Origin of the sequence: Priestia megaterium (genome assembly GCF_041941685.1) — a bacterium.
Classification (GTDB): domain Bacteria; phylum Bacillota; class Bacilli; order Bacillales; family Bacillaceae_H; genus Priestia; species Priestia megaterium_C.
Genome location: NZ_CP130958.1, coordinates 3981436 through 3996165, shown reverse-complemented (window position 1 = coordinate 3996165; position 14730 = coordinate 3981436). Strand labels below are relative to the sequence as shown.

Genomic DNA, 14730 nt, shown 5'->3' with positions numbered 1-14730 from the left:
TCTGTTAAGCAATGATTATATGAGTATAAAAGGCTAGTGAAAACTAGCCTTTTTCATAGCCAAAAAACGGAAGACAGAATCCTGTAGCAGGCAGGAATAGGGAGTGAAAGCAGTGGAATATGTTATTGAAATGCTAGATATTCGCAAAGAGTTTCCCGGTATTGTCGCTAATGACAATATTACACTCCAAGTGAAAAAGGGGGAAATTCATGCTTTGTTAGGAGAAAATGGTGCAGGTAAGTCAACGCTGATGAACGTTTTATTTGGACTTTATCAGCCTGAAAAAGGGCAGATTCGTGTAAACGGCCAAGAAGTCAAAATCACGGACCCTAACGTAGCGAATGACTTAGGAATTGGGATGGTTCATCAGCACTTTATGCTCGTTCAAAACTTTACAGTAACAGAAAATATTATTCTTGGGAACGAACCGACGCGGACGGGGAAAATCAACATTAAAAAAGCAGCTCAAGATATTCAAAAGCTTTCAAATCAATATGGATTATCGGTAGATCCATATGCGCAGATTCAAGATATCTCAGTTGGCATGCAGCAGCGAGTGGAAATTTTAAAAACGCTTTACAGAGGAGCCGATATTCTTATCTTTGATGAACCTACTGCTGCCTTAACACCTCAGGAAATTACGGAATTAATTCAAATTATGAAAAAGTTAATTCAAGAAGGAAAGTCAATTATTTTAATTACGCATAAATTAAAAGAAATTATGTCAGTGTGCGACCGCTGTACAATTATTCGAAAAGGTGTGGGGGTTGGCACGGTAAGCGTAAAAGAGACGAACCCTGATGAACTTGCTGCTTTAATGGTAGGGAGAGAAGTTCATTTTAAAACTGAAAAGAAAACAGCGACTCCAAAAGAAGCTGTGTTAACAATAAAAGAATTAGTAGTAGAAGACAGCCGAGGAGTAGAGGCTGTAAGTTCACTTAATCTAAACGTTCGAGCAGGCGAAATTGTAGGCATCGCGGGTGTAGATGGAAATGGTCAAACAGAGCTGATTGAGGTAATTACGGGTCTGAGAAAAATAAAGTCGGGTTCGATCACATTAAAAAATCAAGAACTGTCTACGTTATCCACTCGTAAAATTACGGAGTCAGGAGTAGGACATATTCCGCAGGATCGCCATAAGCACGGACTTGTATTAGATTATACAATTGGTGAAAATATCGGTCTTCAAACGTATTATCAAAAGCCGATGTCTAAATCAGGTGTTTTGAATTATAAAGAGCTGTATAAAAAAGCAAAAGAGTTAATTGCAGAATATGATGTGCGAACCCCTAGTGAATATACGCAAGCGCGATCGCTATCGGGCGGAAATCAGCAAAAAGCCATTATTGCCCGTGAAGTAGACCGCAGTCCGGAACTATTAATTGCAGCTCAGCCAACGAGGGGGCTGGATGTAGGAGCCATTGAATTTATTCATAAAAAGCTGATTGAAGAACGAGATAAAGGACGGGCAGTGCTGCTCGTTTCGCTAGAACTAGATGAAGTAATGAATCTAAGCGATCGCATTGCGGTTATTTATGAAGGGGAAATAGTCGACATTGTAGATCCAAAAGAAACGAATGAACAAGAGTTAGGCTTATTAATGGCAGGCGGTACGCGTGAGAAAGCGGGTGGAACAGCATGAATAAACTTGTAAAAAATGAACGCGTAATGATGATTTTGATCCCTGTTGTATCGGCCATATTAGGACTCATTGCCGGAGCGGTTATTATGTTGCTAGGCGGCTATGATCCAATGCTTGGCTATCAATCTCTTTTTGACGGGATGTTTGGAACGCCAAAAGCCATTGGAGAAACGATCCGTGCCATGACTCCTCTTGCTCTGGCTGGTATCGCGGTTGCGTTTGCTTATAAAACCGGTCTGTTTAACATTGGAGTAGAAGGACAGCTTTTAGTTGGCTGGTTGGCTTCAGTATGGGTTGGGTATGCGTTTGATTTACCAGCAGTCATTCATATTCCTTTAGCTGTATTAGCGGCAGCTGCAGCTGGAGCAGTTTGGGCGTTTATTCCAGGATTTTTAAAGGCAAAATTTCATGTTCATGAAGTAATTGTTTCCATCATGATGAACTATATTGCCCTTTATACAACGAGCAGCTTAATCCGTACGTATTTATATGCGGGTAATGAAAAATCGTATGATATTAAAGAATCGGCATCTTTAGCATCAAGCTTTTTAGCACAGTTAACCAATAACTCTCGCCTTCATTACGGCATTCTTATTACCATCGCTGCAGCCGTCGTAATGTGGTTTATTTTGAATAAAACAGCTAAAGGCTTCGAGCTAAGAGCTGTTGGTTTTAATCAACATGCTTCACAGTATGCAGGAATGAATGTAGGCCGAAACATTGTATTATCCATGGCGATTTCAGGCGCTTTTGCCGGGCTTGCCGGGGCAATGGAAGGGCTTGGAACATTTCAGTATATGGGCACATTCACTGCGTTTACAGGTACGGGATTTGACGGTATCGCCGTAGCCCTTTTAGGAGCTAACAGTGCAATTGGAATTTTATTAGCTTCATTCTTTTTCGGAGGATTGCAAACTGCGGCTCCTCAAATGAACTTTATGACAGGCGTACCGTCTGAATTAATTCAAATTGTCATTGCGCTTATTATCTTTTTTGTTGCATCTAGTTATTTAATTCGCTGGGTGCTTGGCCGTGCAGGCAAGGGGGGAGCAAAATGAACTTCTTAGAGGTGTTAGCCATTATTATTCCAGCGGCGCTTTATTCAGCTGCACCGCTTATCTTTACCGCGCTCGGAGGGATATTTAGTGAACGTTCCGGGGTCGTGAACATCGGATTAGAAGGGCTGATGATGTTTGGCGCATTCACAGGTATTGTTTCAACCCTTTTACTTCAGGATGCATTAGGTGCTTGGGCCCCGTGGGTAGCGATAGTAATTGCGGCTGTTGTTTGCGCTGTGTTTTCGCTGATTCATGCTGTTGCAAGTATTACATTAAAAGCAGATCAAACTGTAAGTGGTGTAGCGCTGAATTTTCTAGCTGCGGGTCTTTCAATCTTTTTAATCAAAAAGATTTTTGGGAAAGGACAAACAGATTTTATCCAATTCCGTATCGATAAAGTAAGTATTCCAGGTCTATCAGACATTCCAGTAATCGGCAAAATTCTGTTTTCGAATGTTCCTATTACGTCTTATATTGCAATTGCGCTAGCTTTTGCTGTATGGTACATCATTTATAAAACGCCGTTTGGTCTTCGTCTTCGTTCAGTTGGTGAACACCCAATGGCAGCAGACACGATGGGGATCAAAGTTGTGAGAATGCGTTACGTTGGAGTTATGATTTCCGGAATGTTCGCTGGAATCGGCGGCGCGGTGTATGCTACGTCTATCGCTACAAACTTTGCGGCGGGAACGATTGCTGGACAAGGGTTCCTTGCTATTGCAGCTATGATTTTTGGAAAATGGCATCCTATTGGTGCTTTAGGTGCAGCCATGTTTTTCGGGTTAGCACAGTCTTTGAGTATCACGGGAGCTCAGATTCCGGTTATTCAAGATATCCCATCCGTCCTTTTAACCATTGCACCGTACGTATTAACAATCTTAGCACTTACTGGTTTTGTAGGACGTGCTGAGGCTCCTAAAGCGCTAGGCGTTCCTTATGAAAAAGGCCGCCGCTAATAAATCCTCTATACGAGGTCTAACAATGACTAAAGTTGGATAAATATAGAAGGTGGAGACAAAGGAATCATATTCTTTTCTCCGCCTTTTTTTCATTGAGAGAAAGAATATGAAAAGAAATGAGGAAGCGCGCGGCAAGTTACTTGAAAATGTTTCCTTGAATTCGATATAGTGGTTATAAGACTAAAATTAGCGTTAAAGATTCAAAATAGAAGTATTGTCTAGTTAATACATCAAAATTTAAAAGGAGGTTTATATATGAAATTATTGACTGAACAAAAACATGAACTAGAAGGATTGACTGTTCACACTATTCAAACAGCTAAGTACAAAACAAACACGTTCATTTTAAAACTAAATGCCCCTTTAGATAAGAAAACGGTGACAATGCGTGCCCTTTTACCTTATGTGCTTCAAAGCGCTACTGAGTCGCTGCCGTCTACGACAAAGCTTCGTACATATTTAGATGAGCTTTATGGTGCTACTTTACAAGTAGACTTAACAAAAAAAGGTGATAACCACGATATTACGATTCGCATTGATATAGCGAATGAAAAATATTTGAAAGATTCAACTCCGCTTTTGCAAAAAGCGTTAGCGCTTCTTGGCGATATTTTATTAAAGCCAGCAGTTAAAGGGGACTCTTTTTTAAAGGATATTATGACAAAAGAAAAGCGTTCGCTTCGCCAGAGAATTCAAGCCGTATTTGATGATAAAATGCGCTATGCTAATTTAAGATTAGTCGAAGAAATGTGTAAGGAAGAACCTTACTCTTTACATGTAAACGGTCAAATTGACGACGTGGAAGAAATTACAGGTGAAAGTTTGTACGCCTATTATCAGCAGGTGTTAAAAGAAGATGCCATTCACCTTTATGCTATTGGCGATTTGCAAGTCGAAGAGGTTTTACAAACAGTAAAAGAAACATTTACGTTACCAAAGCGCGAGCAAAAAGACATTGAAGATTCTATTACGTCTAAAGATATCTCAAAAGTAAATGAAGTAGTGGAAAAACAAGAAGTAAAACAAGGGAAATTAAATATCGGCTACCGCACAAATGTTGTATACGGAGATAGACAGTATTTTGCTCTGCAAGTATTTAACGGTATATTCGGAGGTTTCTCACATTCTAAGCTATTTATCAATGTGCGTGAAAAAGCAAGCTTAGCCTATTATGCCGCTTCAAGGGTAGAAAGTCATAAGGGATTACTGATGGTCATGTCGGGTATTGATGCTAAAAATTACGACCAAGCCGTTACTATTATTAAAGAACAAATGCAGGAGATGAAGCAAGGGTCGTTCACAGACGGCGAAATTGCTCAAACAAAAGCCGTCATTCACAATCAGCTGCTTGAAACGGTGGATACTCCACGAGGATTAGTAGAGGTTATGTATCATAATGAATTAACAGGCAAAGACATTTCAATTGACGAATACTTAAAGCATATTGATGCGGTATCTAAGCAGGAAATTATTAAAGTGGCTGAGAAAATTGAAATGGATACAATTTATTTCTTAACAGGAACGGGCGGTGAAGAAAATGGAGAAAATTGAATTTTCGCAGCTTCAGGAACAGCTGTATCATGAAAAAATGGATAACGGGCTGCAGGTATATATTTTGCCAAAGCCGGAGTTTAACAAAACGTTTGCTACCTTTACAACGAACTACGGATCGATTGACAATCAATTCGTACCACTAAATGAAAATGAAATGACAAAAGTTCCGGACGGAATCGCACACTTTTTAGAGCATAAATTATTTGAAAAAGAAGACGGGGATGTCTTTCAGCAGTTTAGTAAACAAGGTGCTTCGGCTAATGCATTTACTTCTTTTACGCGCACAGCTTACTTATTCAGCTGTACGTCAAATTTTGAAGAAAACCTTGAAACATTAGTGGACTTTGTACAAGAGCCGTACTTCTCAGAAAAAACTGTCGAAAAAGAAAAAGGCATTATCGGTCAAGAAATTACAATGTATGACGACAATCCGGACTGGCGCTTGTATTTTGGTACCATTCAAAATATGTACAAAAACCACCCTGTTAAAATTGATATTGCTGGCACGATCGAATCGATTTCACATATTAATAAAGATTTGCTGTATACATGCTATGAAACGTTCTACCATCCAAGCAACATGCTGTTGTTCATTGTAGGTCCTATTGATGCGGAAAAGGTAATGAAGCAAGTTCGAGACAATCAGCAGAAAAAAGATTATAAAGAAATCTCCGACATACAGCGTCATTTTGACGAAGAGCCTGAAAAGGTGGATCAAGAAAAACAAGTACTAAAAATGCCGGTGCAGTCTTCTAAATGTATGGTAGGTCTAAAAGCGAAAAATCCGCAGCGTTCAGGTGGAGAAATGCTTAAATATGAGTTAGCAATGAATATTATTTTAGATTACGCATTTGGAAAAAGCTCTTCGTACTATGAGGAGTTATATGCAGACGGGCTCATTGATGAAACATTTGCTTATGATTATACGGAGGAAAGAGGATTTGGTTTTGCTCTTATCGGAGGAGATACGGACCAACCGGAGCAGCTGTATGATCGAGTTAAACAAATTTTACTTGAAATGAAAACAAAATCACTAACAGAAGAGGAGCTTGAGCGTATCCGTAAAAAGAAAATCGGCGGATTTTTACGTTCATTAAACTCACCTGAGTTTATCGCTAATCAGTTTACACGCTATGCATTTAATGATATGAATTTATTTGATATTGTTGAAACGCTGGAAAAACTGAAGGTGAACGAAATAAAAGATGTGCTAAACGAGATTATTGATGAAAAGAACTTTACGGTTTGTGAAGTAGTACCTAAATAAAGATGATTGTTGTCAAAAAAGCTGATGTTCATCAGCTTTTTTGCATGTAAAGGAGAGAAGGTTATGGAGAAATTTGCCCTTGTGACAGGTGCAAGCGGAGGAATTGGCACAGCGATTGCTAAGCAATTGGCTGAGGATGGATATTCGCTTATTTTGCACTATCATCAACGAAGAGACAGAATAGAGGCGCTTGCATATGAACTTGCTGAAAAGGTAAAAACCGTGTTTACGGTACAAGCGGATTTATCATGTAAAGAGGGAGTGGAGAAGTTTTTAGAGGAAATTATTGTGCCGGTAGAAGTTATTATTCATAACAGCGGACGAAGCGTTAGCGGGTTAATGACAGATACTCCGGCAAAAGAAACCGAAGAAATGATCTATCTTCACATCACGGCTCCCTTTGTTATTACCAAAGCTTTATTACCTAAAATGATTAGTGCTAAAAGCGGACAAATCATCATGATTTCTTCCATTTGGGGACTTACAGGAGCTTCATTTGAAGTCCTTTATTCAATGGTAAAAGGTGCACAAAATACGTTTGTAAAAGCTTTGGCAAAAGAGGTTGCACTAAGTGGGGTTCGAGTAAATGGAGTTGCGCCCGGAGCGATTGAAACGGATATGATGGCCAGCTATTCAAAAGAAGAGGTCAAAGAGCTAGCTGAAGGGATCCCTTTAGGAAGAATAGGATATCCAAAAGAAGTGGCAGATGTCGTTTCATATTTAATATCTTCACGAGCTTCCTACATAACGGGACAAATATTATCGGTTAATGGCGGTTGGTACATATAAAGTGTGCATAAAATCAAAAACACGGTACAAACTATGATATGAATAAACCTTAAGGAGGGCTACTCATGTCAGTATTAGAAAACTGGGATAGCTGGAAAGATTTTTTAGGCGACCGTTTACATCATGCGCAAAACGAAGGGATGCAAGAAGAAGTTATTCATGATCTTGCTTATCAAATTGGTGGATATTTAGCAAACCAAGTTGATGCAAAAAATGATCAAGAGCGAATTTTAGCAGACCTTTGGAGCGTTGCTTCTAAAGAAGAGCAGCATGCGATTGCGAGCAGCATGGTGAAATTAGTTCAAAATAACGGATCAGTAAAATAAGTTATCGTTTCTAAAAAGGAGCTAATTCACCGCGTGTGAGAGCTCCTTTTTTCTTAGAAATAAATAGTACAAATAAATAAGCGCTTACATACATAACAAATGTAGAACTACTTGTCTTTAGGGTTTATAATATAATGGAAATCATTTATAGTTAAACTAGGTGAAAAAAAGGGGGCACCTCTCGAAGGCCAGCCAAGAAATGGGAGGGGTTTGATGGAGAAAATTGAGTGGTATTTAGAATATCAAATACAAAAAAATCGTCCAGGTCTTTTAGGTGATATTTCATCGCTTCTTGGAATGTTGTCAATTAATATTGTCACAATTAATGGAGTGGATGATATTCGCCGTGGATTATTGCTGCGCTGTGATTCACATGAGCAAATAGACAGGCTTGAATCTATTTTGAAAACAATGGATAATATCATTGTGACAAAAATGAGACCGCCTAAATTGCGTGATAAGTTAGCAGTGCGTCACGGTCGCTATATTCAACGGGACGCAGATGATAAAAAGACGTTCCGTTTCGTAAGAGATGAATTAGGTTTGCTCGTAGATTTTATGGCGGAACTGTTTAAACAAGACGGTCATAAGCTTATCGGCATTCGAGGTATGCCGCGAGTAGGCAAAACCGAATCCATTGTAGCAGCTAGCGTATGTGCGAACAAAAGGTGGCTTTTTGTGTCTTCTACACTCTTAAAACAAACGATTCGCAGTCAGCTTATTGCTGACGAATACAACGCTGATAATATTTTTATTATTGACGGGATTGTATCGACAAAACGAGCGAATGAAAAGCACTGGCAGCTTGTTCGAGAAGTAATGAATGTACCCGCGACAAAAATTGTGGAGCATCCGGATGTATTTGTACAAAATACCGAGTATTCGTTAGATGATTTTGCCTACATTATTGAAATAAGAAACGACCCCAATGAGAAAATTACATATGAAATAATGGAAGGTCCTCAAATGTTTCAAGACGGTGGATTATCGATGTTTGATTTTTAGCATAATTGGTAGGTGTTAGCATTGACAGATTTAGGACAAAGGTTAAGACAAGAACGAGAAAGCAAAGGATTGTCGTTAGAGGATTTACAAAAACTAACGAAAATTCAAAAACGCTATTTACTTGGCATTGAAGAAGGCAATTATGAGGTTATGCCGGGGAAATTTTACGTACGAGCGTTTATTAAGCAATACTGCGAAGCAATTGGGTTAGACACAGATGCTATTTTTGAAGAATACAAATCAGACATTCCTTCAACTCAAACAGAAGACATGCCGCAGCAGCTTTCGCGCGTTCGCAGCCGCAAAGAAATTCCTCAGCATACAAAAGGAGTTTCAAAAGCATATGACTACCTTCCAACTGTTCTAGTGGTGGCGGGAGTTGTAGTTGTTGGGATTATTATTTGGGTAATCGCTCAAAATATCGTCTCGGATAAAAACAAGGAGCAGGCTAACCAAGAAGCTCCAAAAAGCGAAGTTCAGCAGTCTAACACGCAGGAAGAAACGAATGAAACTACTGCAAAAAATGACAATAGCAAGTCAGAAGATGAACAAAGTGCTGCTGATAAGAAAGAACAAGAAAAAGAAAAAGCCGCAAAAGAAAAAGCTGCAAAAGAAAAAGCTGAGAAAGAAAAGGCTAAAAAAGAAAAAGCTGAAAAAGAAAAGAAAGACAGCGGTAAACAAGAATACAAGGAAGTTCAAAAAACAGGCAGAAGTGCTACGTATGCTCTTTCCGGTACGGATGCATTTAATCTAGAAGTAACATCCACTCAAGCAGATACTTGGTTAGATGTGAAAAACGGAAAAGGAAATGCTTTCTTTAGCTCCATTCTAAAAAAAGGTGAAACAAAAGAATTTGATTTGACGAAAGAAACTGAAGCTCGTGTCAACATCGGTTATTCACCTGGAGTAGAGTTAAAAGTAAATGGAAAAGCGGTTGACTTACCGTTTGATTCATCCAAGCAAGTTCGACAAGTTGTAACGATTCAATATCAGCCGGCAGAAGCACAGTAAACAGCCTGTTTTAAAAAGTGATCAGGGTGTAAATAAAGATAATATGTGAATTAATCACTCATTCACGCTATAATAAAACCAAAGCCGTGCAAACAACTTCGTTTGCACGCTTTCAGTTTGTAACAGTAATTGGAGGCAGAAGAAGTGAATTTACCAAACAAGATTACCATTTCGCGAATTTTTCTAATTCCCGTATTCCTCATTTTTATGATGGTGCCGCTACCATTTGGCACAGTGGAGGCAGCAGGAAAAGAGATTCCGATCGCTCACCTATTAGGGGCAGCATTATTTATTATTGCATCTACAACAGACTGGATAGACGGATACTATGCCCGAAAGTACGATTTAGTCACGAACTTGGGCAAATTTTTAGATCCACTAGCAGACAAGCTATTGGTTTCAGCTGCGCTTGTAGCTATTGTTGACTTAGATTTAATTGCAGGTGCAGGATGGGCTGCTATCATCATTATTAGCCGTGAATTTGCTATCACTGGTTTAAGACTTGTACTAGCAGGGGAAGGGGAAGTTGTAGCAGCAAATATGTTAGGTAAAATTAAAACATGGACTCAAATTTTAGCTATTTCAGCTATTCTGTTGTATAACTTGCCTTTTGAATGGGTTTCCGTTCCATTTGCTAGCGTAATGCTTTGGATCTCAGTGATTTTTACGGTTATTTCAGGCTGGGACTACTTTGCTAAAAACAAACAGGCTTTTGTTAACTCAAAATAAGTAAGATGGAGATGATATGATGAACGCTGAAATTATTGGAGTCGGCTCTGAGCTACTGCTTGGACAAATTGCCAATACAAACGCTCAGTATTTATCGAAAAAATTAGCCGAACTTGGAATTAATGTTTACTATCATACGGTAGTAGGAGATAATGCACAGCGCTTAAAAGAAGTGATTGCTACAGCTCAAACGCGTGCAGAGTTAATTATTTTCACAGGCGGGCTTGGTCCTACAAAAGATGATTTAACAAAAGAAACAATTGCGAGTGTGCTAGGAGTAGAGCTGACAACAAATGCAGAAGCACTTGAAAGCATTGAAGCCTATTTCAAACAGTCAAATCGTGTCATGACACCTAACAATAAAAAACAGGCAATTGTGCTAGAAGGTTCGGCAGTGCTCCCTAACGATTACGGAATGGCTCCAGGTATGGGGCTTACGGTAGAGGGAAAACACTATATGCTATTTCCCGGGCCTCCAAAAGAGCTTTATCCAATGTATGAATCGTATGGTCAAGAATTTTTAGCTCAAAAGCTTGAATTAAAAGAAAGTATTGAATCACGCGTTCTTCGCTTTTTCGGAATAGGAGAATCACAGCTTGAGACGGAAATTGAAGATTTGCTTGATGCGCAAACCAACCCGACGATTGCGCCGCTAGCAGGAGATGGAGAAGTGACGCTTCGCTTAACTGCTAAGCACGCTGATGCTGCTGAAGCTCAGCGCATGTTAGACGAAGTGGAAAAAACCATTTCAGAGCGCGTAGGCGAGTATTTATATGGATACGAAGCAACTTCTTTACATAATGAATTGGTAAAAGAATTAACGGCACAAGGATTAACGATTGCTTCAGCCGAAAGTTTAACCGGCGGTTTATTCAGCGAACGTTTAACAACTGTTTCAGGTGCTGGAGAAGCTGTAAAAGGCAGCCTGGTCGCCTATCATTATGAAATCAAGCAAAATATTCTCGGAGTGAGCGAACACACGCTGAATCAGTACGGAGCCGTTAGCGAGCAGTGCGCGGCTGAAATGGCTCAGCGTATTCAACAGTTATACAAAACGGATATTGGCATCGGGTTTACAGGTGTAGCTGGACCCTCCAAACAAGAAGGACATCCTGTAGGAACAGTATATATAGGGGTAGCCTATAAAGATCAAGCTCCTCAAGTTTACAGCCTGCAGCTATCTGGAAGCCGCCAGGGGATTCGTTCACGAACGGTTAATTATGGCTGTCATTACGTATTAAAGATGATAAAGAAATAAAGAAAAAAGGCTGTTTGGTTTTTCCAAAACAGCCTTTTTTTTATAAAATAATAAACGAACATTTATTCGCTTTTTGCTTGTCAAACGACTCAAAAACTAGTATAGTAAGTTATAGAAAGTTGTTAATTCGACATTGCTACTACATCGTAGTAAGTTTGCAGTTTATAGATGATTTCAAAGAGATAGAGGAGGAAATTGAGTGAACGATCGTCAAGCAGCCCTTGATATGGCTTTAAAACAAATTGAAAAGCAATTTGGTAAAGGTTCAATTATGAAATTAGGTGAACAAACGGAAAAAAGAATTTCTACAATTCCAAGTGGTTCATTAGCGTTAGATATAGCTTTAGGTGTAGGTGGATATCCACGTGGACGTGTAGTTGAAGTATATGGTCCAGAAAGCTCAGGTAAAACAACAGTTGCTCTTCATGCGATTGCAGAAGTTCAACAGCAGGGCGGACAGGCTGCATTTATCGATGCGGAGCACGCGTTAGATCCTGTATATGCTCAAAAATTAGGTGTGAATATTGATGAGCTATTATTATCTCAGCCTGATACGGGAGAACAAGCTTTAGAAATCGCTGAAGCTTTAGTTCGAAGCGGTGCAGTAGATATTATCGTTGTTGACTCAGTAGCAGCATTAGTGCCAAAAGCGGAAATTGAAGGAGAAATGGGAGACTCTCACGTGGGTCTACAAGCTCGTTTAATGTCTCAAGCATTGCGTAAACTATCTGGAGCTATCAACAAGTCTAAAACAATCGCTATCTTTATTAACCAAATTCGTGAAAAAGTCGGCGTTATGTTTGGTAACCCTGAAACAACTCCTGGTGGACGTGCGCTTAAATTCTATTCTTCAGTGCGTCTAGAAGTACGTCGTGCAGAGCAGTTAAAGCAAGGAAACGATATTGTAGGTAACAAAACAAGAATTAAAGTTGTGAAAAACAAAGTAGCTCCGCCTTTCCGTGCTGCTGAAGTAGATATTATGTACGGAGAAGGTATTTCAAAAGAGGGTGAAATTTTGGATATCGCTTCTGAACTAGATATTGTTCAAAAAAGTGGATCTTGGTATTCATATAATGACGAGCGTCTAGGTCAAGGTCGTGAAAATGCAAAACAATTCTTAAAAGAAAATACTGATATTCGTCAGGAAATTGCGGGACAAGTGCGTGAACATCATGGTTTAGACCAAGACGGAGAGCCAGCTCCTGAGGATGACGATCAAGGCGATTTAAATATTTAATTTGCTGCGAGATAAAAAAAGACTCCTCTATTTCAAAGAAGGGGTCTTTTTTTTGTAAAAATTGTTAATGCTAGAAAAGTAACATACGAAATTTCAATATATACTGTAGAGGCAGGCTTGACAATAAAAATGCACAGATTTACAATTAAGATGTATATTTTCCCTTTTTAAAACATTTTAGCGTTTAAAAGCCTTTGTGTGTATATTGAAAGGTGAATACGATGTACATGCCGACATGAAATTTAAAACTTACAAGTTTATAGCAAGGGGAGGTGAAATGATGGATACTAATACAATCATCTTCGCTTTGCTTGGCCTAATCGTCGGTGCAGTTGTTGGCTTTTTTGTTTGTAAATCGATTGCTGAAGCTAAAATTGCGGGAGCAAAGTCTAGTGCAGAACAAATTATCGATGAAGGAACCCGCGAGGCGGAAGCTTTGAAAAAAGAAGCTTTACTAGAAGCGAAGGATGAAATCCATCAGCTTCGTACAGAGGCAGAACAAGATATTCGTGATCGTCGAGCAGAACTTCAAAAACAAGAAAATCGATTAATGCAAAAAGAGGAAAATCTTGATCGTAAAGACGAATCACTTGATAAACGTGAAGCGTTACTTGAAAAGAAAGATGATTCTCTTACTGTTAAACAACAGCATATTGAAGAGATGGAAAGCAAAGTTGAAGAAGTAGTACGTGCACAGCAAACAGAGCTAGAGCGCATTTCAAGCTTAACAAGAGAAGATGCAAGAGCGATTATTTTAGATCGTGTTGAAAATGAACTTTCCCACGACATTGCAATAATGGTAAAAGAAACAGAAAACCGTGCAAAAGAAGACGCCGATAAAAAGGCGAAAGAAATTCTTTCACTTGCTATTCAGCGTTGCGCAGCAGATCATGTTGCTGAAACGACTGTCTCAGTTGTTAACTTGCCAAATGACGAAATGAAAGGCCGAATTATCGGTCGAGAAGGTCGAAACATCCGTACGCTTGAAACTTTGACAGGAATTGATCTTATTATTGATGATACGCCAGAAGCAGTTATTTTATCAGGATTTGACCCAATTCGTCGTGAGACAGCAAGAATTGCACTTGATAAACTCGTTCAAGATGGTCGTATCCATCCCGCGCGTATTGAAGAAATGGTTGAAAAATCTCGCCGTGAAGTGGACGAATATATTCGTGAAGTTGGTGAACAAACGACGTTTGAAGTCGGTGTTCACGGGTTGCACCCAGACTTGATGAAAATTCTTGGTCGCTTAAAATTCAGAACAAGCTATGGTCAAAATGTGCTGAAACATTCAATGGAAGTAGCACATTTATCAGGACTTATGGCTGCTGAATTAGGTGAAGATGAAACGTTAGCCAAACGAGCAGGATTGTTACATGATATTGGTAAAGCAATTGATCATGAGGTAGAAGGAAGTCACGTGGAAATCGGTGTTGAATTAGCTACAAAGTATAAAGAACATCCGGTTGTTATTAACGCGATTGCTTCTCACCATGGAGATACAGAACCAACATCAATCATTGCTGTACTAGTTGCAGCAGCGGATGCATTATCTGCTGCAAGACCAGGTGCTCGCAGTGAGACGTTAGAAAACTACATTCGTCGTCTTGAAAAGTTAGAAGAAATTTCAGAGTCTTATGAAGGCGTTGAAAAATCATTTGCGATTCAAGCAGGGCGTGAAGTTCGTATTATGGTGAAACCAGATACGATTGGTGATCTAGAAGCGCATCGACTTGCTCGAGATATCCGAAAACGAATTGAAGATGAGCTGGATTATCCTGGCCACATCAAAGTAACCGTTATTCGTGAAACAAGAGCAGTAGAGTATGCAAAATAAAAATGAAGTGGCGAAACGCCACTTTATTTTTTTTCGTAGAGATGAAGATGCAGAT

The 14730-nt window shown here is 39.4% G+C and carries 13 protein-coding genes; all 13 read left to right on the top strand.

Features of this window, described 5'->3' with window-relative positions:
• Positions 1-112 precede the first annotated feature (112 nt).
• The 13 genes from Q5794_RS21205 (at position 113) to rny (ending at position 14675) form a co-directional block, all read left to right on the top strand.
• Positions 113-1642 carry an ABC transporter ATP-binding protein gene (locus Q5794_RS21205; protein WP_214984437.1) on the top strand — a complete coding sequence of 510 codons (1530 nt, stop codon included), beginning with the start codon at positions 113-115 and terminating at the stop codon, positions 1640-1642.
• Positions 1639-2700, top strand: coding sequence for an ABC transporter permease (locus Q5794_RS21200; RefSeq protein ID WP_014458483.1), 1062 nt, complete (start codon positions 1639-1641; stop codon positions 2698-2700). The genes Q5794_RS21205 and Q5794_RS21200 overlap by 4 nt, the downstream gene beginning before the upstream one ends.
• Positions 2697-3656: an ABC transporter permease gene (locus Q5794_RS21195; RefSeq protein ID WP_057243049.1), complete on the top strand. Its 960-nt coding sequence runs from the start codon at positions 2697-2699 to the stop codon at positions 3654-3656. Before Q5794_RS21200 ends, Q5794_RS21195 begins: the two co-directional genes overlap by 4 nt.
• A gap of 258 nt (positions 3657-3914) precedes the next feature.
• Positions 3915-5210, top strand: a complete 1296-nt coding sequence (yfmF, locus tag Q5794_RS21190; RefSeq protein ID WP_192996261.1) for an EF-P 5-aminopentanol modification-associated protein YfmF — start codon at positions 3915-3917, stop codon at positions 5208-5210.
• Complete coding sequence (gene yfmH, locus Q5794_RS21185; RefSeq protein ID WP_214984438.1) at positions 5197-6480, top strand: EF-P 5-aminopentanol modification-associated protein YfmH; 1284 nt, start codon at positions 5197-5199, stop codon at positions 6478-6480. Before yfmF ends, yfmH begins: the two co-directional genes overlap by 14 nt.
• A gap of 63 nt (positions 6481-6543) precedes the next feature.
• The gene (gene ymfI / locus Q5794_RS21180) at positions 6544-7269 is read left to right on the top strand and encodes an elongation factor P 5-aminopentanone reductase (protein ID WP_214984439.1); all 726 of its coding nucleotides are present in this window, start codon (positions 6544-6546) and stop codon (positions 7267-7269) included.
• A 65-nt stretch (positions 7270-7334) separates the two neighbouring features.
• Positions 7335-7595 (top strand): DUF3243 domain-containing protein, encoded by a 261-nt coding sequence (locus Q5794_RS21175; protein ID WP_013058809.1) that lies wholly within the window; start codon positions 7335-7337, stop codon positions 7593-7595.
• A gap of 213 nt (positions 7596-7808) precedes the next feature.
• Positions 7809-8600, top strand: coding sequence for a DUF3388 domain-containing protein (locus tag Q5794_RS21170; RefSeq protein WP_013058808.1), 792 nt, complete (start codon positions 7809-7811; stop codon positions 8598-8600).
• 12 nt (positions 8601-8612) lie between these two features.
• Complete coding sequence (locus tag Q5794_RS21165) at positions 8613-9611, top strand: helix-turn-helix domain-containing protein (RefSeq protein WP_374988413.1); 999 nt, start codon at positions 8613-8615, stop codon at positions 9609-9611.
• 144 nt (positions 9612-9755) lie between these two features.
• Positions 9756-10340: a CDP-diacylglycerol--glycerol-3-phosphate 3-phosphatidyltransferase gene (pgsA, locus tag Q5794_RS21160; RefSeq protein ID WP_214984441.1), complete on the top strand. Its 585-nt coding sequence runs from the start codon at positions 9756-9758 to the stop codon at positions 10338-10340.
• 16 nt (positions 10341-10356) lie between these two features.
• A complete protein-coding gene (locus Q5794_RS21155) occupies positions 10357-11598 on the top strand; it encodes a competence/damage-inducible protein A (protein WP_285229654.1) in 1242 nt (413 codons plus the stop codon).
• A gap of 199 nt (positions 11599-11797) precedes the next feature.
• Positions 11798-12835, top strand: coding sequence for a recombinase RecA (gene recA, locus Q5794_RS21150; protein ID WP_013058804.1), 1038 nt, complete (start codon positions 11798-11800; stop codon positions 12833-12835).
• A gap of 280 nt (positions 12836-13115) precedes the next feature.
• A complete protein-coding gene (gene rny / locus Q5794_RS21145; protein WP_013058803.1) occupies positions 13116-14675 on the top strand; it encodes a ribonuclease Y in 1560 nt (519 codons plus the stop codon).
• The last annotated feature ends 55 nt before the right edge of the window (positions 14676-14730 follow it).